The organism is Nonomuraea phyllanthi (assembly GCF_006334985.2).
Taxonomy (GTDB): Bacteria; Actinomycetota; Actinomycetes; order Streptosporangiales; family Streptosporangiaceae; genus Nonomuraea; species Nonomuraea phyllanthi.
In genome coordinates this window covers 387318-409871 of sequence record NZ_VDLX02000009.1, presented here as the reverse complement: position 1 = coordinate 409871, position 22554 = coordinate 387318, and the positions used below count along the sequence as shown (strand labels likewise).

Below are 22554 nucleotides of genomic sequence, written 5' to 3'. Positions count from 1 at the left end.
TCAACGTCTCGACCGCGACCCGGCTCCGCGGATCGTCCTTCAGCATGGCGTCGAGAATCGCGTCACTGATCTGGTCAGCGATCTTGTCCGGGTGGCCCTCGGTGACCGACTCGGAGGTGAACAGGCGACGTGACAACTCAGTGGCTCCTATGCAGCGGCTGCTGACGAAATGTGAGACCCGGGGAGGCATGCGCATACCTGGGCCCCGCCGAGTCTAGCGTCTCCGATCGACTTTGCGCCCCCATGCCTGGCACGGGATCAGGACACGCCCAGGTGGCCGGTGCCAGCCGATCGTCTTGGTGCCCGCGGCTCCGGCGGCGAAGCCACCGGCCCGTGGGAGCACGTCCGGTCGGGGCGCCGGCCGGTCGGACACGCGCGGCCCGGCCGGGGAGGGCGCCGACGTCGCCTGGGCGCCGGACATGCTGGTGACACTATGCCACAGAACCACTACGGCGGGCCAAGCGCCGGTCCGCGGGACCCGCGAACCCGTCCCCGCCTCATAGCTCCGGTAGCGGGTCGAGCGGCAGGATCTCCGGCGCGAAGATCTCCGCGTCGGCGGCCGCCACCACGGCGGCGTACTCCTCGTCGAACTCGAACGCCATCGACTCCAGTTCGATGACCGGCCCGGGAAAAATGGGGCCGAGCCGGGTGTGTCGCGGAAAGGCGGCGAGCACCGCGACCGGCCGGTCACTCCTGAGCGTCCTGGTGGCCAGCACCGAGATGGCGCAGCCGGTGATCACGATCAGGAAGTTGCCCGTCCCCGCCGGTCCCGCGGACACCGCGGGAAAGACGTAGTGGATCTCTCCCTGGTCGCCGAGCAATGTCCTACACCGATCCCTGACAGCGGAACCCACCGGCATTCCATCCCCCTTCGCCCCAAGTATCCGTAGGCGTGCGAGGGTGGAGCAATAGGTGATCGGGTAATCGGTCTTACACACTTTGGGCGCCGCAAGGGGCTTATGTCCCGATTGGGGTCTTTCGCCGGGAACGGGCTCAGGCGAGGCGGGCGGCGACCAGGTCCCAGACGACGTCTGCGACGTCCTCCTTGGGCGCGTACGGCACCTCGACCGGCTCGCCGTCCGCCACGAGCACGGTGGCCGCGTTGCCGGGCGTGCCGAAGGCGAGGCCCTCCCCCACCTGATTGACGACCAGCAGGTCACAGCCCTTGCGCGCGAGCTTGGCCTGGCCGTTGGCGAGCACGTCGTGCGTCTCCGCCGCGAACCCCACGATCACCTGGGGGTACGGCGGACGCGGCGCGGAGGCTTCCGGCACCCGCGCGGCAGGGGCGGCATCCGCCACCGACCCGGCGGACGCGGCATCGCTCCGCGCCGAAGCCGGGCCCCCGGACAGGTCACCGTCCCTCACCGCAGCCTGGCCCCCGGACCCGCCGCCGTTCCCCGCCGGCCCCCCATCGCCGGGCAGCGCGCCGACCGGCTGCGGGGTGGTGCCGCGCACGGCCCCGGTGACCGACGGTCGCGGGGCGGAAGGGGCCTCTGCGGGCGACGTCCGGGCGGCGCGCCGCAGGGCGCCGAGCTCGGCCAGGATGTCGGGGTTCTTCGTCAGGTGGATCGGCGCGGGCTCGCCATCCGTCTTCTTGATCTTCGTGTCGTGCCGTGTCTCGGGCCTGAAGTCGGCCACCGCCGCGGCCATGACCACCACGTCGGCGCCCGGCGTGGCGGCCAGCACCGCCTCCCGGAGATCGGCCGCCGACTCCACGCGGACGACCTTGGCCCCGGCGGGGTCGGGCAGGGACACGTTGGCCGCCACCAGCGTCACCTCGGCGCCCCTGGCGACGGCCGTGCGGGCCAGCGCGTAGCCCTGCAGCCCGGAGGAACGGTTGCCGATGTAGCGGACCGGGTCGATCGCCTCGCGGGTGCCGCCGGCGGAGACCACGATCTTACGCCCGGCCAGGTCACGGGGGCGGCCGCGCAGCACGCGTACGCACACCTGGAAGATCTCGGACGGGTCGGGCAGCCGGCCCGGGCCGGTGTCGACCCCGGTGAGCCGGCCGACGGCGGGGTCGATGACGACGGCGCCCCGCTCGCGCAGCGTGGCGACGTTGGCGCGGGTGGCGGGGTGGTGCCACATCTCGGTGTGCATCGCGGGCGCGAACACGACCGGGCACGTGGCCGTCAGCAGCGTGTTGGTGAGCAGGTCGCCGGCCAGCCCGTGGGCAGCCCTGGCGAGCACGTCGGCGGTGGCGGGCGCCACCACGACGAGGTCGGCCTGTTTGCCGATGCGTACGTGGGGCACCTCGTGAACGTCGTCCCACACCTCGGCCGACACGGGGTGGCCCGACAGGGCGGCCCAGGTGGGCGCGCCCACGAACTTCAGCGCCTCACGGGTCGGCACGACCCGTACCTCGTGTCCGGACTCGGTGAACAGGCGCAGCAGCTCACACGCCTTGTACGCGGCGATGCCGCCGCTGACGCCCAGGACGACCTTCATCGAAGGAGTCAGACCGCGCCTTCGATCGGCTCGGCGTTGAGCAGGCCCTCGGAGACCTCGCGCAGGGCGATGGACAGCGGCTTCTCCTGCGCGTGCGTCTCGACCAGCGGCCCGACGTATTCCAGCAGGCCCTCGCCGAGCTGGGAGTAGTAGGCGTTGATCTGGCGGGCGCGCTTGGCGCCCATGATCACCAGGGAGTATTTGCTGTCGACGATGTCGAGCAGCGCGTCGATCGGCGGGTTGGTGATGCCCTCCGCGGCCGGGGTGGTGCCTGCCACGATTGTCAGACCTCTCGGTTGGTGGTTGTCGTGACCCCCTGAGGGTCAGTCATCAAGGCTATCAGCCGGTGACACACGTCATGGACGTTCGTGTTCACGAGTGTGAGGTCGAACTCACGCTCCGCCGCCATCTCGATCCGCCCCGCCTCCAGGCGGCGCGTGATGACGTCCTCGGGCTCGGTGCCGCGCCCGCGCAGCCGCTTCTCCAGCTCCTCCCAGGTGGGCGGGGCCAGGAACACCAGCAGCGCCTCGGGCATGCTCCTGCGCACCTGCCTGGCGCCTTCGAGGTCGATCTCGAGCAGGGTGGGGACCCCGTCGGCGAGCTTCTTCAGCACCGCCTCGCGCGGCGTGCCGTAGCGGTTGCCCGCGAACTCCGCCCATTCGAGCAGCTCGCCCGCGGCCACCAGCCGGTCGAACTCCTCGCCGTCGACGAAGTAGTAGTGGACCCCGTTGACCTCGCCGGGCCGGGGCCTCCTGGTGGTCACCGAGACCGACAGCCACACCTCGGGGTGTGCCCGCCGGAGCTCGGCGACGACCGTGGACTTACCGACGCCCGACGGCCCTGAAAGGACCGTCAGCCGCCTCTCGCTCAAGGGCAAGAACCCGACCTCCGCTCCGGGCCCGAATGCCTCGTAGGCACTGACTTCTCCGGACCAGGACCCGTCGGTCACTTTCCTACCCCCCGTTGAACCTGCGCTTTCCTGTGGAAGAGAGATTAGCTCTCGTTGCCACCGAACTCGCGCTCGAGGGAAGCCCTCTGGTTCGCGCCGAGACCCCGCACGCGGCGGGACTCGGCGATGGCAAGCCGCTCCATGAGCTGCTTGGCGCGGACCTTGCCCACGCCGGGGAGCGATTCCAACAGGGCCGACACCTTCATCTTGCCGATGACGTCGTCGGTCTGCCCATCCTTGAGCACCTCAGCCAGAGAAACCGCGCCATGCTTGAGCCGGTTCTTGACCTCGGCACGCTCTTTACGGGCCTTGGCAGCCTTCTCCAGGGCTGCGGCGCGCTGCTCAGGGGTCAGTGGAGGAAGAGCCACGCCGGGTCACCTCGAATTTCTGTCGATGTACTCGGACGGGAAGGGAAACTAGCTGGTCATCGCCCCCTAAGCAACGTCAAGAGCCGTTTCTCTCCACACAAAATCCACTTCATCACTCTCCGTGAACGTAAAATCACATTGCGCTGATCAAATCGCCCTCACTTCCGGGTTCGCGCGTCGGCTCGCGACGGTGTCGCGAAACGCAACGAAGATCGCGTTCCCGTCACCCGCCGCTGTCCGAAATACCGCCCGCACCAGGCCCGAAACCAATCCGAAGATCGCGCACGAACACCCTCGGACATGCATTACGATCTTGAGAGCGCACCCCTTCACGGCCGAGGGTCGCGCGCGGATCCAGGAGCGCCGGAGCAACGGCGGGCACCCGTCGCTCCACCGCGACCGCGATCACGGCCAGGAGAGCCACGGTCATGGTCAAGCGTGCGCTCGTCACGGCGAGCGACCCGCGAGCCTTCACGACCGGCCATGACAGGCGGCAGGGCACGTCGGCGCGTGCGGCCCACCGTGCGCAGCCGTAACAGAACGGATCGGGTGTTACAGGCGACGGAGCGACGCGGCGATGGCGGCGGCGGCCGCGCCCGGGTCGGGGGAGGCGGTGATGGGGCGGCCGATGACGAGCAGGTCGGCGCCGTCGGCGAGCGCCTGTTCGGGCGTGGCCACCCGCGCCTGGTCCTGCGCGGCGGCCCCCGCCGGCCGCACGCCCGGCGTGATGAGCGTGATCCCCTCCCCCACCTCGGCCCGCACCGCCGCCACCTCGTTCGGCGAGCACACCAGCGCCGTGGCGCCCGCCTCCACCGACAGGGCGGACAGGCGGCGTACGGCGTCGTCGGCGGGCCCGGCGAGCCCGATGCGGCTCAGGTCGGCCTCCGTGAGCGAGGTGAGGATGGTGACCGCGGCGATCCTGGTCTGGGGGTCCGCGGCGTCCACGGCGGCGCGGATCATGGCGTGGCCGCCGGCGGCGTGCACGGTGAGGTACGCCGGCCGCAGCCGGGCGACGGCGTGGGAGGCGCCCGCGACGGTGTTGGGGATGTCGTGGAGCTTGAGGTCGAGGAACACCTGCACGCCACTGGCCCCCTGCACGGAGGCGATCACGTCGGGCCCGTAGCGGAGGTAGAGCTCCAGGCCCACCTTGACCGTGCTGACGTGCGGCGTCACCAGGGCCGCCCACCGGGCGGCGGTCTCCAGGTCGGGGGCGTCCAGTGCGACGGCGATGGGTGCGGGAGTCAAGACGTGCTCTCCTCGGGACGGTGGTTCGGGGTGGGTACGGAGGCCGGGACGCGCTGACGGGAGGCAGGCGCCGGAACGCGCTGACGACGGGCGGGCGCCGGGCCGTGGCGGCGGGCTGGCGCCGGGCCGTGGCGGCGGGCGGCGGGCGCAGGGCCGGGATTCACGGGGTGGTCTCCTCGGAGTCGACGAGGAGGTGGCGGGGGGCGCTGCCGGGCGGGCGGTGGGCGAGGCCGACCGCGTCGGCCAGGCGCTGCAGCCCGCGGGCCCGCAGCAGGTCCTCCAGCTCGCGTTCGATGCGCAGGCAGGCGTACGGGTCGTGGAACAGCGCCGTGCCCACCCCGACCGCGCAGGCGCCCGCCAGGACGAGCTGGAAGGCGTCGCTGCCGGTCATCACGCCGCCGACGCCGATCAGCGGCACCCCCGGGAGCGCCGCGTGGACCTGCCACACGCACCGTACGGCGAGCGGCAGGATGGCGGGCCCCGACAGCCCCCCGGTGACGGCGGCGAGCGAGGGCCGCAGCGCCTCGGTGTCGATGGTCATGCCGAGCGGATTGTTGATCATGGACAGCGCGTCGGCCCCCGCGTCGACGCAGGCGCGGGCGACGGAGACGATGTCGGCCACGTCGGGCGCGAGCTTGGCCACCACGGGCACGTCGTAGCGCATGATGGAGCGCACGGAGGCGATCACCTCGGCCGCCGCGCTGCCCTCGCGGGCGAAGACGCGGCCGCGGTCCTCCATGTTGGGGCAGGAGAGGTTGACCTCCAGGGCGGTGACCCCGGGCGCGTCGGCGAGCCTGCGGGCCAGCTCGGAGTATTCGGCGACGGTGCCGCCGCCGATCGAGACGATGGTCTTGATGCCGCGCTGGGCGAGCCAGGGCAGCTCCCGCTCCAGGAACGCCTCGATGCCCGGCCCCTGCAGCCCCACGGCGTTCAGCATGCCCGAGGGCGTCTCGGCCATGCGCGGGGTCGGCCGCCCGGCCCTGGGCGCCATGGTGATCGAGCGGGTGGTCAGCGCCCCGAGCCGGTGCAGGTCGAAGAACTGGGCCAGCTCCCGCCCGGAGGAGGCGCAGCCGGCGGCCGTGGTGATCGGGTTCGCCAGCTCCACATGCGCCAGAAATGTCCGCATATCAACTGACATGTCGTGCACCGCCCCCGGGGGCGCCGAGTGCGTCGAACGGGATCGTTCCCACGTCCTCGAAACGCACCCGCTCCCCCCGGAACACCGGCCCTTCCGCGCAGGCCCGCACCATCCTCGTCACCCCGTCGTCCCCGATGACGGGCAGGACGCACGTCATGCACACCCCGATGCCGCACGCCATCGACTCCTCGACGGCCACCTGCACCGGGATGTCGAACTCCATCGCCACCGCCGTCACGGCCCGCAGCGTCGCCATGGGCGCGCAGGCGTAGACCGCGTCGGCCCGCGTGTCGGCGATCACCGAGGGTAGCGCGTCGGTGACCTTCCCGCGCAGCCCGAGCGAGCCGTCCTCGGTGGTCAGCGTGGTGGTCTCGGCGATCCGGCGGGCCCGCATGGCGCCGAAGACCCGCTCGGCGCCGGCGCCGCCCAGCACGAAGTCGACCCGGCAGCCCCGCTCCAGGAGCGCGTCGGCCAGCGGGAACAGCACGGCGGAGCCGTACTCGGAGCCGACCAGCACGCAGTGGGCGGGGTCGCGCGGCAGCGGGAAGGGCCGGCCGAGCGGCCCGACCAGGTCGAGCGTGTCGCGGGCGCGCCGCTCTGCCAGCCAGGCCGTGCCGGGCCCGCGTACGGTGAAGACCAGCTCGACCGTGCCGCCGTAGTCGGACTTGACGTCATGGATGGTCAGCGCGCGGCGCGTCACCATCGACGTCTGGGCCCCGCCGACCGCCACGGAGACGAAGTGACCGGGGCGGTAACGCTCGGCGACGCCGGGCGCCACCACCGTCAGCGCATGGTAGGCGTCGACCCGGCGCGTGGTCAGCACCGTGCCCGTCACCTGCACCGGAGTGCCGGCCAGTCGTCTTCACCTCCCGTGCGGGGTCAGCCGCGAAGTGCCTGTGCGTGCTCCTGGAGCGACCGTACGCCCACATCGCCGCGGACGATCGCCTGGATGCCGGCCGCCGCGGCGGCGAGTCCCGCCACCGTGGTGATGCACGGGATGCCGCGCAGCACCGCGGCGGTGCGGATGTCGTAGCCGTCGAGCCGCGGGCCGGACTGCCCGGGGCCGCCGAAGGGCGTGTTGACGATCAGGTCGACCTCGCCGTCGAGAATGGCCTGCACGCTCGTGGGCTCACCTCCGGGACCGCTCCCCTCGCTGTGCTTTCGCACGATCTTGGCATGGACGCCGTTACGGCGCAGCACCTCGGCGGTGCCCTCCGTGGCCAGGATCTCGAAACCGAGGTCCGCCAGCGCCTTCACAGGGAAGATCATCGCACGCTTGTCTCTGTTGGCCACGGATACGAACGCGCGTCCCTTGGTCGGGAGCTCGCCGTACGCCCCCGCCTGGGACTTGGCGAACGCGATGCCGAAGAACTCGTCGATGCCCATGACCTCGCCCGTGGAGCGCATCTCGGGACCGAGCACGGTGTCGACGCCCCGGAACCGGTTGAACGGCAGCACCGCTTCCTTGACCGCGATGGACGCCTCCATCGGGAGGGTGCCGCCGTCGCCGGTCGCGGGCAGCATGCCCTCCTCGCGCAGGGCGGCGATCGGCGTGCCGAGCATCACCCGGGCCGCCGCCTTGGCCAGCGGGACCGCGGTCGCCTTGGACACGAACGGCACGGTGCGGCTGGCCCGCGGGTTGGCCTCCAGGACGTAGAGGACGCCGGCCGACATCGCGTACTGGACGTTGAGCAGCCCGCGCACCCCCACTCCCCTCGCGATGGCCTCGGTGGCGGCGCGGATGCGCTTGATGTCGAGGCTGCCGAGGGTGATGGGCGGCAGCGCGCACGCCGAGTCGCCGGAGTGGATGCCGGCCTCCTCGATGTGCTCCATGACGCCGCCGAGATACAGCTCCGTCCCGTCGTAGAGGGCGTCGACGTCGATCTCGATGGCCTCGTCGAGGAACTTGTCGATCAGCACCGGGTGGCCGCCCTCCTGGGCCGCCATGTAGGTGGTCAGGGTCTCCTCGTCGTAGACGATGGCCATGCCGGCGCCGCCGAGCACGTACGACGGGCGCACGAGCACGGGGTAGCCGATCTCCTCGGCGATCTCCCGCGCCTCGGCGACGGTGAGCGCGGTGCCGTGCCTCGGCGCGGGCAGGCCGGCCTCGGCCAGCACCCGCCCGAACGCGCCGCGCTCCTCGGCCAGGTGGATCGACTCGGGCGAGGTGCCGACCACGGGCACGCCCGCGTCCTTGAGCGCCTGCGCCAGGCCGAGCGGCGTCTGGCCGCCGAGCTGCACGATCACCCCGGCCACCGGGCCGGTCTGCTGCTCGGCGTGGACGACCTCCAGGACGTCCTCCAGGGTGAGCGGCTCGAAGTAGAGCCGGTCGGAGGTGTCGTAGTCGGTGGAGACGGTCTCCGGGTTGCAGTTGACCATGACGGTCTCGAACCCGGCCCTGGCCAGCTCGAACGAGGCGTGCACGCACGCGTAGTCGAACTCGATGCCCTGCCCGATGCGGTTGGGGCCCGAGCCGAGGATGATGACCTTCTGGCGCTCGCCCCGCGGGACCTCGCTCTCCTCGTCGTAGGTCGAGTAGAGGTACGGGGTCTTCGCGGCGAACTCGGCGGCGCACGTGTCGACGGTGTTGTAGACGGGGCGCAGGCCCAGGGCGTGGCGCAGGTCGCGCACCCTGGCCTCGTCGATGCCGCGGATCTCGCCGATCTGCGCGTCGCTGAACCCGTGGTGCTTGGCCCGCTCCAGCACCTCCGCGGTCAGCTCGGGCGCGGCGGCGACGGCCTCGGCCTCCTCGTGGAGCAGGAAGAGCTGGTCGACGAACCAGGGGTCGACGCTGGTCGCCTCGAACACCTCCTCGGGCGTGGCGCCCGCCCTGATGGCCTGCTGCATGGTGCGCAGCCGCCCGTCGTGCGGGGTGCGGCACCTGCCGAGCAGCTCGGCCTTGTCGCCGGGCGGGCCGGCCCAGGTGAAGGAGGAGCCCTTCTTCTCCAGCGAGCGCAGCGCCTTCTGCAGCGCCTCGGGGAAGGAGCGGCCGATGGCCATGGCCTCGCCCACGGACTTCATGTGCGTGGTGAGCGTCTGGTCGGCGCCCTGGAACTTCTCGAACGCGAACCTCGGGACCTTCACCACGATGTAGTCGAGCGTCGGCTCGAAGGAGGCCGGGGTCTCCTTGGTGATGTCGTTGGGGATCTCGTCGAGGGTGTAGCCGATGGCGAGCTTGGCCGCGATCTTCGCGATCGGGAACCCGGTGGCCTTGGAGGCCAGCGCCGAGGACCGGGACACGCGCGGGTTCATCTCGATGACGATCATCCGGCCGGTGCGCGGGTCGACCGCGAACTGGATGTTGCAGCCGCCGGTGTCGACGCCGACCTCGCGGATGACGGCGATGGCGACGTCGCGCATGTTCTGGTATTCGCGGTCGGTCAGGGTCAGCGCGGGCGCGACGGTGACGCTGTCGCCGGTGTGGACGCCCATCGGGTCGATGTTCTCGATGGAGCAGACGATGACGACGTTGTCGTTCTTGTCGCGCATGACCTCCAGCTCGTACTCCTTCCAGCCGAGGATCGACTCCTCCAGGAGCACCTCGGTGGTCGGGGAGGCGTCGAGGCCCGCGCCGGCGATGCGCCGCAGGTCGTCCTCGTCGTAGGCGAAGCCGGAGCCGGCGCCGCCCATCGTGAACGACGGCCGGACGACGACCGGGTAGCCCAGCTCGCGCGCGGCGGCCAGGCACTCGTCCATCGTGTGGCAGATGGCCGATCTGGCCGACTCGGCGTTGAGCCCCCGCTCGCGGGCCACCTTGGCGACGATCTCCTTGAACCGCTCGCGGTTCTCGCCCGCCTGGATGGCGTCGAAGTCGGCGCCGATCAGCTCGACCTCGTACTTGGCCAGCACGCCCGACTCGTGCAGCGCGACGGCCGTGTTGAGCGCGGTCTGCCCGCCCAGCGTCGGCAGCAGCGCGTCGGGCCGCTCCTTGGCGATGATCTTCTCGACGTACTCGGGGGTGATGGGCTCGACGTACGTGGCGTCCGCGAACTCGGGGTCCGTCATGATCGTCGCCGGGTTGCTGTTGACGAGGATGACCCGGAATCCCTCGGCCCGCAGCACGCGGCACGCCTGGGTGCCGGAGTAGTCGAACTCGCACGCCTGGCCGATGACGATCGGCCCCGAGCCGATCACCAGGACCGACCTGATGTCCTCACGCTTGGGCACGGGTCATGACCTCACAGAACTCGTCGAAAAGGTAGGCGGCGTCGTGGGGCCCGGCGGCGGCCTCGGGGTGGTACTGGACGCTGAAGGCCCGGCCGTCGAGCAGGCGCAGCCCCTCCACGCAGCGGTCGTTGAGGTTGACGTGGCTCACCTCGGCGCGGCCGTACGGGGTGTCGAACGGCCCGTCGAGCGGCGCCTCTACGGCGAACCCGTGGTTGTGCGCCGAGATCTCCACCTTCCCGGTGCGCACGTCCTGGACCGGCTGGTTGACGCCCCGGTGCCCGTAGCGCAGCTTGTAGGTGGACAGGCCGAGGGCGCGCCCGAACAGCTGGTTGCCGAAGCAGATGCCGAAGAACGGCACCTTCGCCTCCAGGACGCCCTGCAGGGCGCTGACGTCGGCCGTGGCGGGGTCGCCCGGCCCGTTGGAGAAGAACACGCCGTCCGGCTTCACCGCCGTGATCTGCTCGTACGTGGCCGTCGCGGGCAGCACGTGCACCTCGCAGCCGCGCTCGGCCATCCGGTGCGGCGTCATGCCCTTGATGCCCAGGTCCACGGCCGCGACCGTGAACCTCTTCCCGCCGATCGCGGGCACGACGTAGGGCTCGGTGGTGGCCACCTCGGCGGCCAGGTCGGCGCCCTCCATGCCGGGCGACCGGCGTACGCGCTCGACCAGCTCCTCGACCGGCTCGGCGGGCGCGCTGAAGATGCCGGCGCGCATGGCGCCGCGCTCGCGCAGGTGGCGGGTGAGCGCGCGGGTGCCGGTGATCGCGATGCCGACGACGCCCTGCTCCTTGAGGTAGTCGTCGAGCGAGCGGTCGGCTCGCCAGTTGGAGACGATGCGGGACGGCTCGCGCACGACGTAGCCCGCGACCCAGACGCGCTTCGACTCCGGGTCCTCGTCGTTGACGCCGGTGTTGCCGATGTGGGGCGCCGTCATGGCGACGATCTGCCGATGGTAGGACGGGTCCGTGAGGGTCTCCTGGTAGCCGGTCATGCCGGTGTTGAAGACCATCTCGCCGAACGTCTCGCCCTCGGCGCCGAACGGGGATCCGTGGAAGACGCGGCCGTCTTCCAGGACGAGCACCGATGTGTTCAAACCAGCTTCCCTTCGAGTACGGTCGGCCTGCCGCGCAGGAACGTGGCCACTACCCTCCCGGGCAACGTCATTCCCTCGTACGGGGTGTTCCTGCTCTTCGACGCGTACGCCCACGGGTCGACCTCGGTGCGCGCGGACGGGTCGTAGAGCGTGATGTTGGCCGGCGAGCCCGCCTCCAGCGGCCTGCCCTGGCCGGCGAGCCGGCCGATGCGCGCGGGCACGGCCGACATGCGCTCGGCGACGCCCGCCCAGTCGAGCAGCCCGGTCTCGACCATGGCCTCCTGGACCACGCTGAGCGCCGTCTCCAGGCCGATCATGCCCATGGCCGCGGCCGACCACTCGGTCTCCTTGTCCTCGACCGGGTGGGGCGCGTGGTCGGTGGCGACGATGTCGATGGTGCCGTCGGCGAGCGCGGCGCGCAGCGCCTCGACGTCCGCGCGCGTGCGCAGCGGCGGGTTGACCTTGTAGATCGGGTTGTACGCGCCCACCGGCGACTCCTCGACGAGGTCGTCGGTGAGCAGCAGGTGGTGCGGGGTGACCTCGGCGGTGATGTTCCAGCCCTTGGACTTGGCCCAGCGGATGATCTCGACCGAACCGGCGGTGGAGACGTGGCAGACGTGCAGCCTGGAGCCGACGTGGGCGGCCAGCAGGCAGTCGCGGGCGATGACCGCCTCCTCGGCGACCGCGGGCCAGCCGGTCAGGCCGAGCCGGCCGGAGACGACGCCCTCGTTCATCTGGGCGCCGGCGGTCAGCCTGGGCTCCTGGGCGTGCTGGGCGACGACGCCGTCGAACGCCTTGACGTATTCCAGGGCGCGGCGCATCAGCACGGCGTCGTCCACGCACTTGCCGTCGTCGGAGAAGACCCGCACGCGGGCGGCCGAGTCGGCCATCGCGCCCAGCTCGGCGAGCTGCCTGCCCTCCAGGCCGACGGTGACGGCGCCGACGGGGTGCACGTCGCAGTGCCCGAACTCCCGGCCGAGCCGCCACACCTGCTCGACCACGCCGGCGGTGTCGGCGACGGGCGAGGTGTTGGCCATGGCGTGCACGGCGGTGTAGCCGCCCCTGGCGGCCGACTGGGTGCCGGTCTGCACGGTCTCGGCGTCCTCGCGGCCGGGCTCGCGCAGGTGGGTGTGCAGGTCGACCAGGCCGGGCAGCGCGATCGCGCCGCCGCCGTCGACGACCTCGCCGCCCTCCAGGCCCGGCCCGATCTCGGCGATCACGCCGTCGGCGATCCGGATGTCGACCGGCTCGCCACCCAGGATCCGGACATTACGGATTTTCACGCGCTCTCTCCCCCGAGCAGCAGGTACAGGACGGCCATGCGGATGGTCACACCGTTGGCGACCTGCTCGACGATCGTGGAGCGCGCCGAGTCGGCCACCTCGGCGGCGATCTCCATCCCCCGGTTCATCGGCCCGGGATGCATGACGATCGCGTCGTCGGGCATCTTGGCGAACCGGTCGCGGTCGAGCCCGTAGCGGCGTGAGTATTCGCGCTCGCTCGGGAAGTACGCGGCGTTCATCCGCTCCTTCTGCACCCGCAGCATCATCACGACGTCCGACTTGGGCAGCACCGCGTCCAGGTCGTAGGAGACCTCGCACGGCCAGGAGCCGACCGAGACGGGCAGCAGCGTCGGCGGCGCCACCAGGGTGACCTCGGCTCCGAGCGTGTGGAGCAGCAGCACGTTGGATCGGGCGACCCGGCTGTGCAGCACGTCGCCGACGATCGTCACCTTGCGCCCTTCGAGGCCGCCCAGGCGGCGGCGCATCGAGAAGGCGTCGAGCAGCGCCTGCGTGGGGTGCTCGTGGGTGCCGTCGCCGGCGTTGACCACGCTGCCGTGCACCCAGGTGGCCAGGCGGTGCGGCGCGCCGGAGGACCCGTGGCGGATGACGACCGCGTCGGCGCCCATGGCCTCCAGCGTGAGCGCGGTGTCCTTGAGCGACTCGCCCTTGGACACGCTCGACCCCTTGGCCGAGAAGTTGATCACGTCGGCGGACAGCCGCTTGGCCGCCGCCTCGAACGAGATCCGCGTCCGCGTGGAGTCCTCGAAGAACAGGTTGACCACCGTGCGCCCGCGCAGCGTCGGCAGCTTCTTGATGGAACGTTCCGAGACACTCGCCAGCTCCTCGGCGGTGTCGAGGATGAGCAGCGCGTCGTCCTTGGCGAGGTCGCCGGCGGAGATCAGGTGGCGGTTCACTGGGCACCCCCCTTCACGAGGAGCACGGCGTCGCGGCCGTCGATCTCCTCGAGGTAGACCCGGACCTTCTCGCTCTTGGCGGTGGGAAGGTTCTTGCCGACGTAGTCGGCGCGGATGGGCAGCTCGCGGTGGCCGCGGTCGACCAGCGTGGCCAGCTGCACGGCGGTGGGGCGGCCGAGGTCGTTGAGCGCGTCGAGCGCGGCGCGCACCGTGCGGCCGGAGTAGAGGACGTCGTCCACGAGCACGACGACCCTGCCGTCGATGCCGTCGGGCGGCAGCTCGGTGTGGCCGAGCGGCCGGGCGGGCTTGAGCCGCAGGTCGTCGCGGTACATCGTGATGTCGATCGAGCCGACGGGGATCTTCACGCCCTCGAACTGCCGGATGCGGTCACCGAGCCGGCGGGCCAGCGTCGCGCCGCGGGTCGGGATGCCGAGGAGCACGACGTCGCCGGCTCCCTTGGTGCGTTCGAGGATCTCGTGCGCGATCCGGGTCAGCGCCCGGTGGATGTCCGGGGCCTCGAGGACGGCCCGGGAATCGGACATGGCGAATCTCACCACCTTTCCCGCCTCACGGGACGGGTCTTAAAGGGTGTTGGTCGGGACACACAGTACCAGGGGCTACCAGCCACAACGCGAGCGGCCTTCCATGGCGTCACGGTGCCCGCGGCGGGGTACGGATGGCGTACCGGCTGCCCAGGGGGACGCTGGTCGCGCCCGGGGAGCCGTCTGGAGGGGAAGACTGCGAAGATGACCTTTCACGTCGATTCCGAGGTCGGCCGCCTGCGCCAGGTGCTGCTGCACGGCCCCGACCTGGCGCTCAAGCGGCTGACCCCGTCCAACAAGGACGCCTTCCTCTTCGACGACGTTCTCTGGGTCCAGCGCGCGGTGGAGGAGCACGAGGAGTTCCGCCGGGTGCTGACCGAGCGCGGCGTCACGGTCCACCTGCTGTCCGACCTGCTCAGGGAGACCATCGACATCCCCGAGGCGCGCAAGCACATCCTCGACGCCGTCATCGACGAGCGCTGGCTCGGGCCGGGGGCCCTCGACGACGTGCGCAACGCGCTCGACGGCATGGACTCCGCGACGCTGGGCCTCTACCTGACCGGCGGCATCACCAAGCGCGAGCTGGTCGAGATGGGCTGCGACCCCGACTCGGTGACCTTCCACACCACGCACGGCGACGACTTCGTGCTGCCGCCGCTGCCCAACCACCTGTTCACCCGCGACACGTCCTGCTGGATCTACGACGGCGTGTCGATCAACGCCATGAAGAAGAAGGCCCGCATGCGCGAGACGGTCAACATGGAGGCCGTCTACATGTACCACCCGACGTTCGCGGGCGGCTTCGACCGGCCCGACAGGGGCGGCTACCACTGCTGGATGCCCGGCCAGTCGGTGGCGCCCGCCACCATGGAGGGCGGCGACGTGCTGGTCATCGGCCGGGGCGCGGTGCTGGTCGGCATGAGCGAGCGCACCCAGCCGCAGGCGGTCGAGATGCTGGCGCAGCGCCTGTTCGCCGCCGGCTCGGCGCGCCGGATCGTGGCGCTCGACATGCCGAAGGCGCGGGCGTTCATGCATCTCGACACCGTGATGACGATGCTGGACGTGGGCGTGTTCACCAAGTACGCGGGCCTCGGGATGCTGCCCGCCTACACCATCGAGCCGGGCGAGACGCGCAAGCGGCTCAAGGTCACCGACCACCCGCCCGAGCACATGCACCGGGCCATCGCGCACGCGCTCGACCTGCCCGACATCACGATGCTGACGCCCACGCAGGACGTCCGCGCGGCCGAGCGGGAGCAGTGGGACGACGGGTGCAACGGGCTGGCGCTGGAGCCCGGCGTGGTGGTCGCCTACGAGCGCAACACGACCACGAACAACCACCTGCGCGACAACGGCATCGAGGTCATCACCATCAGGGGCAGCGAGCTCGGCAGGGGGCGCGGCGGCCCGCGCTGCATGAGCTGCCCGCTCGAACGCGACGGCGTGTGAGGAGGTCCGGATGCGGGTCATCGTGGCGCTGGGCGGCAACGCGGTGCTCAAGCGCGGCCAGGCGCCCGACGCGGACGTCCAGCAGGCCAACATCCGTACGGCCGTCAGGACGCTCGCCAGGCTGGCGCTGGAGCACGAGCTGGTCATCACCCACGGCAACGGCCCCCAGGTCGGCCTGCTGGCCGTGGAGAGCGCCGCGGACCCCAGCCTGACCAGGCCGTACCCGTTCGACACGCTGGGCGCCCAGACGCAGGGCATGATCGGCTACTGGATGCAGCAGGCCCTGCAGAACGCGCTGCCCGGCCGCCAGGTGCTGGCCGTGGTCACGCAGACCCTGGTGACGGCCGTCGATCCCGCCTTCGAGCACCCGACGAAGTTCGTCGGCCAGGTCTACGAGCGGGAGCAGGCGGAGAAGCTGGCCGCCGAGCACGGCTGGACGGTCGGGCGCGACGGCGCCCACTGGCGGCGCGTGGTGCCCTCGCCGGTGCCGCGCCGCATCGTCGAGACCCGGCTGATCCGCCAGATGATCCGCGAGGGCGTGGTCGTGATCTGCGCGGGCGGCGGGGGCATCCCGGTCGTGCGCGACGAGCGCGGCCGGCTGGCCGGGGTGGAGGCGGTCGTCGACAAGGACCTCACGGCCTCACTGCTGGCCGAGTCGCTGGAGTGCGACGCGTTCCTGATCCTCACCGACGTGCCGCGCGTCATGCGCGGCTTCGGCACGCCGCACCAGACCGAGATCGCCCACACCACGCCGCACGAGCTGCGGGCGCTGGAGTTCCCCGCGGGGTCGATGGGGCCGAAGGTGGACGCGGTCTGCCGGTTCGTGGAGACGACCGGCGACATGGCCGCGATCGGGCGGCTCGACGAGGCCGAGCGCATACTCGACGGCTCGGCGGGCACGATCGTCACCCCCAACGGCAGGTGGCCGCTGACGAGCACCCTTTAGGGAGGGCCGCGTGACTCCGGCCCGGTGGCCGCCGCATGGGGGGTGCCGCCCGTGAACCTGGCGCGGCGGCTGCTGCGTACCAAGCCCACCGAGCGCATCGTCGCGGAGAGCGGCCGCGGCGAGGGCGGCGAGCTGCGGCGCACGATGTCGCTGTGGCAGCTCACGCTGTTCAGCGTCGGCGCCACGCTCGGCACCGGCATCTTCGTCGTCCTCGGGCAGGCGGTGCCCAAGGCGGGCCCGGCGGTGGTGCTGGCGTTCGTGCTGGCGGCGATCACGGCGCTGTTCTCCGCCCTGTCGTACGCCGAGCTCGCCGGGACCATCCCGGTGTCCGGCTCGTCCTACTCGTACGCGTACGCGACGCTGGGCGAGCTGGTGGCCTGGGTCTGCGGCTGGTGCCTCATGCTGGAGTACGCCGTGTCCGTGGCGGCCGTGGCCGTGGGCTGGGGCGAATACCTCAACGCGTTCCTGCGCTCCCTGCTCGGCGTCACCCTGCCGGACGCGATCACCCGCTCCCCCGGCCAGGGCGGCGTGGTCAACGTCGCCGCGATCCTCATCGTGCTGCTCGCCACCTGGCTGCTGCTCTACGGGGCCTCCGAGAGCGCCACGGCGAACGCGGTCCTCGTCCTGATCAAGATCGTGGTCCTGCTCTTCTTCTGCGCGGTCGCGTTCACGGCCTTCCGGTCCCGCAACCTCGCGCCGTTCGCCCCCATGGGGGTGGCCGGGATCGCGGGGGCGGCCTCGCAGGTGTTCTTCTCCTACATCGGCTTCGACGCCGCCTCCACCGCCGGCGAGGAGGCCAGGAACCCCCGGCGAGACCTGCCCCTCGCGATCATCCTGTCGCTCGCCGTCGTGACGGCCGTCTACGTGCTCGTGGCCCTGGCCGCCGTCGGCGCGATGCCGTGGACCGCGTTCGACGCGGAGCGGACCGAGGCCGGGCTGGCGCGCATCGCCGACCTGGCCGCCGGCGCCTCCTGGCCGGGCCTGGCCGTCTCGTTCGGCGCGGTGATCGCCATCGCCAGCGTCGTGCTCACGGTCATCTACGGCCAGACCCGCATCCTCTTCGCGATGTCCCGCGACGGGCTCGTGCCGCGCGTCTTCCAGCGCATCGGCGGGCGCCGCCAGGTGCCCGTCGCCAACACCCTTCTCGTCGCCGCGTTCATCTCGGTGCTGGCGGGGCTGGTGCCGCTCGGCCGGCTCGCCGAGGCCACCAGCATCGGCACCCTGTTCGCCTTCACGCTCGTGAACATCGGCGTCCTCGTGCTGCGCCGCCGCAGCCCCGGCCTGCCGCGCGGCTTCCGCACGCCGCTCTTCCCTCTCACGCCGGTGCTCGGCGCGGTTCTCTGCGTCGTCGTGATGGCGGGCCTGTCGGGGGTCACCTGGGTGGCGTTCGGTTTGTGGATGCTCGCGGGACTGGTCTGCTACTTCGTCTACGGCTTCCGCCATTCACGGCTGCACGTGGAAGCAGGCAGCCAGGCGAAACCCGGCACGACCTCCCCGCAGGGATGATCATATGCGCTTCGGGGCGCTCGGGTGGAATTTCCTCGGCAAACTCTGACGAAGTACTGTTACAACTGAGACAAGAGGGGCGTTTGTGGCGTTCTCTACCGGACCGGATTCGGCATCTTTTTTCCAATCAGCTTGACCTAAGGCGTCCGCCCCTTTACCGTCACTGTCCGTAACCACACCTCGTGGCGTTCCGGGGTAAACCCGGGGCCATGGCTACCGTTGGTGCCGAGCGTGGCACCAGACCCCCCGGTGGCTAGGGCATACGCCACAAGGGAGCACAATCTACTGAGAGCGATACATACGAGAGCCGGGGGGCCACACAATGCCGTCTGAGTACGCAAAGTCGCTGGGTGCACGACTGCGCGCCATCCGCACCCAGCAGGGGTTGTCCCTGCACGGAGTCGAGGAGAAGTCGCGCGGCAGGTGGAAAGCCGTCGTCGTGGGCTCCTACGAGCGTGGCGACCGAGCGGTGACTGTGCAGAAGCTTGCCGAGCTTGCCGACTTCTACGGGGTGCCCGTCTCCGAGCTGCTGCCGGGCGGCGCCGCGCCCAGCCCGCTCGGGCCGACGCCCAAGCTTGTGATCGACCTGGAACGCCTGGCGGCGCTGCCGAAGGAGAAGGCGGGGGCGCTGGCGCGCTACGCCGCCACGATCCAGAGCCAGCGGGGTGACTACAACGGCAAGGTGTTGTCCATCCGCCAGGAGGACCTGCGCTCCCTGGCCGTCATCTATGACAAGTCGCCCAGCGAGCTGACCGAGGAGCTCATCAGCTGGGGCGTGCTCGACGCCGAGGCGCGCCGGGCCGTCGAGTCGTTCTGAGCTCCGTTTCCTGAGGCTTGTCCCATCGGCCCTCGGGCTCGCCGCCGCCCCGGCGTCCGGCGAGCCCACCGGCTCCGGCCGTTCCACCAGGCCCAGGCACCAGAAGCCAGGCACGCCACCAGACCAGGCACCGGGCACGGCCCACCTCGGCTCCTCCCCCGGTCCTGGCTCTTGTGCGTCCTGGCTGCTCTTGTGCGGTCCCGCCCCATGCCCGGTGCTGGCTCTTGCCGAGCGTCCGGCCTTGCTGGGTGTCCGGCCCTTGCTGGGTGTCCCGCCCTTGTCGGGGTGCGCCCGACGCTTGCCGGGGGCGTCTCCGGCCCCTGACCGCATCAGCGGCATCTGCCGGCATCGGGGGGGCATGGTGCGCGGCCGGCCGGCACCTCACGGCGCGGAACGCGCAGCCGCGTACCGTGGCCGTCGGCGCGACATGTCTCAACCCACGGGGAGCGCCGCGGCGGCTCCGGCTGGAGCGGCACGGCGGAGTCGTATCGCATGGCACCGAGCGCTCAGGCGGCGCTCAGGCGCACCTCATCACCCAGCGCTCATCCCGCGCTCGGACGCGTCCCACGCCCGGCGCTCATCCGGCGTTTAGGCGCGTCTCACGCCCGGCGCTCAGTCTCACCGTCCAGCGCTCAGGCGTGTCTCACCGCCCGTCGCACCGGCGCTCTGCGACAGGGGGTGGGGCGGCGGGGCCTCAGCCCGCCAGGGGGACCTCCACCGGGAGCTGGGGCTGGGCGGGCACCCCGAGAAGGCCCTCCACCGTGCAGACGAACGTCTGCGCCTCCGCCAGGAGCTCGTTGGCGTCAGCCGCGCTGACGCGGCTCACCATGCCCGCCTCCGCGGCGGCCCGCTTGTCGGCGCTCACCGCGAAGTAGGCCGCCCACTCGGCCAGCTCCGGCTCGGCCTCGGGCAGCAGGTCCCAGGCGCTGCGCAGGCGGCGCCTGCGGCCCTCCATGGGACGGGGACGGGCGGCCAGCATCGCCGCCGCCGCTCGCAGCGCCGCCAGGTGGGCCGCCACATATCGGGATGCCGGGGTGCGGGCGGTCGCCGCCTCCGCCAGGCAGGATCGTGAATCGCTCAAGTGTGCCCGAACCGCAGGCGACAGCCGGGGCCCGGGCGTGTCTCTAGGCCGTGGTGCCATCTTGCGCGCCTCCTTGGGAGTCGTGGGCGGCCGCCGGCGTGCCCGCCGGTTGAGTCAACAATCGCAGACGCCACCGACATTTCCGCCGGGCTGGCCGGACGAGGAGCTTCCCCTCTCCCCGTCCGGCCAGGACACGCCCACTCGTCTCCGCCGACGACGAGGACGCGCCCTTCGCCCATGGATCCTGGCCGCGGGAATCGCTTTGGGGAAGCGAACGGCCCGCGACCAGGTCCAGGTGACGGTGAGCCGCGAGCCTCAGCCGTCACTAGGTCGAACATAATTTCGATCATCCTCTGTGTCAACCGAATCCACGAACACAGGTTCGACGAGTCGTGATCAAAAAGGGGCCGCCACCGCGAACGCGGCGACGGCCCCGCCGTTTCAGACGGTGGTCAGGCGAGCGTCAGACGATGGAGATCGCGCCCGACGGGCACAGGGTCACGGCCCGGCGGGCGGCCTCCTCCAGCTCCTGCGACGGCACCTTCTGCAGGAGCACCACCGTGCCCTCGTCCTCGCTCTGGTCGAACACCTGCGGGGCCGTAAGAGCGCACATGCCCGCGCCGATGCACACCGTCGTATCTGCCTTGATTTCCATGGTGACCTACCAAGTGACTGGGAGGCGGTGCACTCCATAGATGCTCATGTCCGAGCGCATCGGCACCTCCTCGGGTGTTACGGCCAAGCGTAGACCCGGGAAGCGGCGCAGCAGTGCGGGGTAGGCGATGCGCATCTCCGTACGCGCGAGCTGCTGACCGAGGCACTGGTGGATGCCGTGGCCGAAGGTCATGTGGCCGGTCGCGGGCCTGGCCAGGTCGAGCCGGTCGCCGCCCGGGAAGCGCTCGGCGTCGCGGTTGACGGACGGCAGGTGGATGGTGGCGGACTCGCCCGCCCTGATCGTGGTGCCCTCGATCTCGACGTCCTCCAGCGCGGTACGTACCGGACCGAGGTGGACGATCGTGAGGTAACGCAGCAGCTCCTCGACGCCGTTGTCCACCACCGACGGGTCGTCGCGCATGGCGGCGAGCTGGTCGGGGTTGGTGAGCAGCGCGTACGTGCCGAGCCCCAGCATGTTGGCGGTCGTCTCGTGCCCGGCCACCAGCAGAAGGAACCCGACCCCGGTGAGCTCCTCGTCGTCCAGCTCACCGCCCTCGATGAGGCCGCTGAGCAGGTCGTCGGCCGGCTCCTCGCGCTTGCGCTTGATCAGCCCCGCCAGGTACGCCATGCTCCGGCCGAGCGCGGCGATCGACTCCTCCGCCTTGGTCTCCAGGTTGACCAGCAGCTTGGTGTCCTCCTGGAACTGTTCGCGGTCGGCGTACGGGACCCCGAGCAGCTCGCAGATCACCAGCGACGGGATCGGCAGCGCGAACGCCTGCACGAGGTCCACGGGGCCGCCCGCGGCGGCCATGTCGTCGAGGCAGGCGTTGGTGATCTCCTCGATCCTCGGCTCCAGCGCCTTCATCCTGCGCACGGTGAACTGCCCGGTGAGCAGTTTGCGGTAGCGGGTGTGCTCGGGCGCGTCCGCACGGATGAAGAACCCCGGCGGGGTCTTGGTCCTCAGCCGTTCGAACCTGCCGGGAATGGGCGGGTGCGAGACCTCCGCCCGGTTGCTGAAGTGCGGATGCGCCAGGATGGCGCGGGCCGCCGAATAGCCGGTCACCAGCCAGCCCCGGTGTCCGTCGGCGTACGTCATGCGATGCATGGCCGCCCGTTGCCGCAGCTCGGTGGCCTCGTCGGGCGGGTCGAGCGGGCGCTGGCGGGCGATGGGAAACGTGACGTCGGACATGCCGCTGCTCCTTTCCGAGCTTGACCCCCAGAAAACCTCAGCGGTTGCAAAACTTCAATGCATGAAAAAGATCCACGGCTGACGTATAGTGCCGTCATGGTGCAGAGCGGTGGCGCCGGACTGCGGGAGCGCAAGAAGCAGCGCACGCGCCGGGCGCTGGTCGAGGCCGCGTTCCGGTTGTTCGACGAGAAGGGCTACGAGGAGACCACGCTCGCCGAGATCGCCGCCGAGGCCGAGGTGTCGACGCGCACGTTCTTCAGCTACTTCGCGAGCAAGGAGGACGTCGTCTTCTACGACTCCGCCCGCCGGATGGACCTCGCGGTCGCCACCCTGGCCGGCCGGGCGCCCGGGGAGTCGCCGGCCGACGTGCTGCGCAGGCTGGTGCGCGACAGCATGTGCTGGCTGACCACGTACGAGGAGTTCTCGTTCGAGGACGCGGGGCTGCGGCTGCGCCTCGTGCTGAAGGAGCCCACCCTGCAGGCGCGGGCGCTGATGATGCTGATCGAGAGCCAGGTCCGGCTGGCGCGGGCGCTGCACGAGAGCTACCCCGACGAGCTCGGCCCGGTGGAGGCGGCCGCCGCCGTGGGAGCGGTGTTCGGGGCGGTGAAGCTCGCGATCATCGCGAACATGGACTCCGGCTCCTCTGTGGAGGACATGGCGGAGACGGCGCGGCGCGCGGCCGAGCTGACGCTGTCCGGCCTGTGCTCACTCGGTTAGGCTGGTCCGCGCGCGTCCGGGGTCCGTTCTGAGCGGAGGGGAAGCCGA

The 22554-nt window shown here is 71.3% G+C and carries 22 protein-coding genes; 5 read left to right on the top strand and 17 right to left on the bottom strand.

Annotated elements, in window-relative coordinates; genetic code table 11:
• The 14 genes from FH608_RS25740 to pyrR all read right to left on the bottom strand — a co-directional run.
• Nucleotides 1–136, bottom strand: a 136-nt coding sequence (locus tag FH608_RS25740) for an S-adenosylmethionine synthetase N-terminal domain-containing protein (protein ID WP_226899327.1), incomplete at its 3' end; no start/stop codon positions are given.
• 361 nt (nucleotides 137–497) lie between these two features.
• The gene (locus FH608_RS25735) at nucleotides 498–821 is read right to left on the bottom strand and encodes a hypothetical protein (RefSeq protein ID WP_139633145.1); all 324 of its coding nucleotides are present in this window, start codon (nucleotides 819–821) and stop codon (nucleotides 498–500) included.
• A 172-nt stretch (nucleotides 822–993) separates the two neighbouring features.
• Nucleotides 994–2448 (bottom strand): bifunctional phosphopantothenoylcysteine decarboxylase/phosphopantothenate--cysteine ligase CoaBC, encoded by a 1455-nt coding sequence (gene coaBC / locus FH608_RS25730; protein WP_139633144.1) that lies wholly within the window; start codon nucleotides 2446–2448, stop codon nucleotides 994–996.
• An 8-nt stretch (nucleotides 2449–2456) separates the two neighbouring features.
• Complete coding sequence (gene rpoZ, locus FH608_RS25725; protein WP_043638590.1) at nucleotides 2457–2726, bottom strand: DNA-directed RNA polymerase subunit omega; 270 nt, start codon at nucleotides 2724–2726, stop codon at nucleotides 2457–2459.
• 5 nt (nucleotides 2727–2731) lie between these two features.
• On the bottom strand, nucleotides 2732–3325 hold the full coding sequence (gene gmk, locus FH608_RS25720; protein ID WP_139633143.1) for a guanylate kinase: 594 nt from the start codon (nucleotides 3323–3325) through the stop codon (nucleotides 2732–2734).
• Between the two features lie 116 nt (nucleotides 3326–3441).
• A complete protein-coding gene (gene mihF, locus FH608_RS25715) occupies nucleotides 3442–3765 on the bottom strand; it encodes an integration host factor, actinobacterial type (protein WP_020541698.1) in 324 nt (107 codons plus the stop codon).
• 552 nt (nucleotides 3766–4317) lie between these two features.
• The gene (pyrF, locus tag FH608_RS25710) at nucleotides 4318–5010 is read right to left on the bottom strand and encodes an orotidine-5'-phosphate decarboxylase (protein WP_139633142.1); all 693 of its coding nucleotides are present in this window, start codon (nucleotides 5008–5010) and stop codon (nucleotides 4318–4320) included.
• Between the two features lie 160 nt (nucleotides 5011–5170).
• Nucleotides 5171–6148, bottom strand: a complete 978-nt coding sequence (locus FH608_RS25705; RefSeq protein ID WP_139633141.1) for a dihydroorotate dehydrogenase — start codon at nucleotides 6146–6148, stop codon at nucleotides 5171–5173.
• Nucleotides 6138–6989: a dihydroorotate dehydrogenase electron transfer subunit gene (locus FH608_RS25700; protein WP_226899883.1), complete on the bottom strand. Its 852-nt coding sequence runs from the start codon at nucleotides 6987–6989 to the stop codon at nucleotides 6138–6140. The genes FH608_RS25705 and FH608_RS25700 overlap by 11 nt, the downstream gene beginning before the upstream one ends.
• A 38-nt stretch (nucleotides 6990–7027) precedes the next feature.
• Complete coding sequence (gene carB, locus FH608_RS25695; protein ID WP_139633139.1) at nucleotides 7028–10315, bottom strand: carbamoyl-phosphate synthase large subunit; 3288 nt, start codon at nucleotides 10313–10315, stop codon at nucleotides 7028–7030.
• Nucleotides 10302–11408, bottom strand: coding sequence for a glutamine-hydrolyzing carbamoyl-phosphate synthase small subunit (gene carA / locus FH608_RS25690; protein ID WP_139633138.1), 1107 nt, complete (start codon nucleotides 11406–11408; stop codon nucleotides 10302–10304). Before carA ends, carB begins: the two co-directional genes overlap by 14 nt.
• The gene (locus FH608_RS25685) at nucleotides 11405–12691 is read right to left on the bottom strand and encodes a dihydroorotase (RefSeq protein ID WP_139633137.1); all 1287 of its coding nucleotides are present in this window, start codon (nucleotides 12689–12691) and stop codon (nucleotides 11405–11407) included. Before FH608_RS25685 ends, carA begins: the two co-directional genes overlap by 4 nt.
• Nucleotides 12688–13605: an aspartate carbamoyltransferase catalytic subunit gene (locus FH608_RS25680; protein WP_139633136.1), complete on the bottom strand. Its 918-nt coding sequence runs from the start codon at nucleotides 13603–13605 to the stop codon at nucleotides 12688–12690. The genes FH608_RS25685 and FH608_RS25680 overlap by 4 nt, the downstream gene beginning before the upstream one ends.
• The gene (gene pyrR, locus FH608_RS25675; RefSeq protein ID WP_139633135.1) at nucleotides 13602–14147 is read right to left on the bottom strand and encodes a bifunctional pyr operon transcriptional regulator/uracil phosphoribosyltransferase PyrR; all 546 of its coding nucleotides are present in this window, start codon (nucleotides 14145–14147) and stop codon (nucleotides 13602–13604) included. The genes FH608_RS25680 and pyrR overlap by 4 nt, the downstream gene beginning before the upstream one ends.
• A gap of 204 nt (nucleotides 14148–14351) precedes the next feature.
• Between pyrR and FH608_RS25670 the strand changes: the two genes are divergently transcribed.
• The 4 genes from FH608_RS25670 (at nucleotide 14352) to bldD (ending at nucleotide 18865) form a co-directional block, all read left to right on the top strand.
• Entirely contained in the window at nucleotides 14352–15596 is a 1245-nt protein-coding gene (locus tag FH608_RS25670; RefSeq protein WP_139633134.1) for an arginine deiminase, read from the top strand.
• A 10-nt stretch (nucleotides 15597–15606) separates the two neighbouring features.
• Nucleotides 15607–16542 (top strand): carbamate kinase, encoded by a 936-nt coding sequence (arcC, locus tag FH608_RS25665; protein WP_139633133.1) that lies wholly within the window; start codon nucleotides 15607–15609, stop codon nucleotides 16540–16542.
• 51 nt (nucleotides 16543–16593) lie between these two features.
• Nucleotides 16594–18048, top strand: coding sequence for an amino acid permease (locus FH608_RS25660; protein WP_226899882.1), 1455 nt, complete (start codon nucleotides 16594–16596; stop codon nucleotides 18046–18048).
• 322 nt (nucleotides 18049–18370) lie between these two features.
• Nucleotides 18371–18865 (top strand): transcriptional regulator BldD, encoded by a 495-nt coding sequence (gene bldD / locus FH608_RS25655; protein WP_055503136.1) that lies wholly within the window; start codon nucleotides 18371–18373, stop codon nucleotides 18863–18865.
• Between the two features lie 694 nt (nucleotides 18866–19559).
• Here the strand turns inward: bldD and FH608_RS25650 are convergent.
• The 3 genes from FH608_RS25650 to FH608_RS25640 form a co-directional block, all read right to left on the bottom strand.
• Nucleotides 19560–19946 (bottom strand): SAV_6107 family HEPN domain-containing protein, encoded by a 387-nt coding sequence (locus tag FH608_RS25650; protein ID WP_226899881.1) that lies wholly within the window; start codon nucleotides 19944–19946, stop codon nucleotides 19560–19562.
• A 463-nt stretch (nucleotides 19947–20409) separates the two neighbouring features.
• Nucleotides 20410–20601: a ferredoxin gene (locus FH608_RS25645; protein ID WP_139633130.1), complete on the bottom strand. Its 192-nt coding sequence runs from the start codon at nucleotides 20599–20601 to the stop codon at nucleotides 20410–20412.
• A gap of 6 nt (nucleotides 20602–20607) precedes the next feature.
• Complete coding sequence (locus FH608_RS25640) at nucleotides 20608–21789, bottom strand: cytochrome P450 (protein WP_139633129.1); 1182 nt, start codon at nucleotides 21787–21789, stop codon at nucleotides 20608–20610.
• Nucleotides 21790–21885: 96 nt separating this feature from the next.
• Here FH608_RS25640 and FH608_RS25635 point away from each other — a divergent pair, with 96 nt between their 5' ends.
• A complete protein-coding gene (locus FH608_RS25635; RefSeq protein WP_139633128.1) occupies nucleotides 21886–22506 on the top strand; it encodes a TetR/AcrR family transcriptional regulator in 621 nt (206 codons plus the stop codon).
• Nucleotides 22507–22554: the final 48 nt, after the last annotated feature.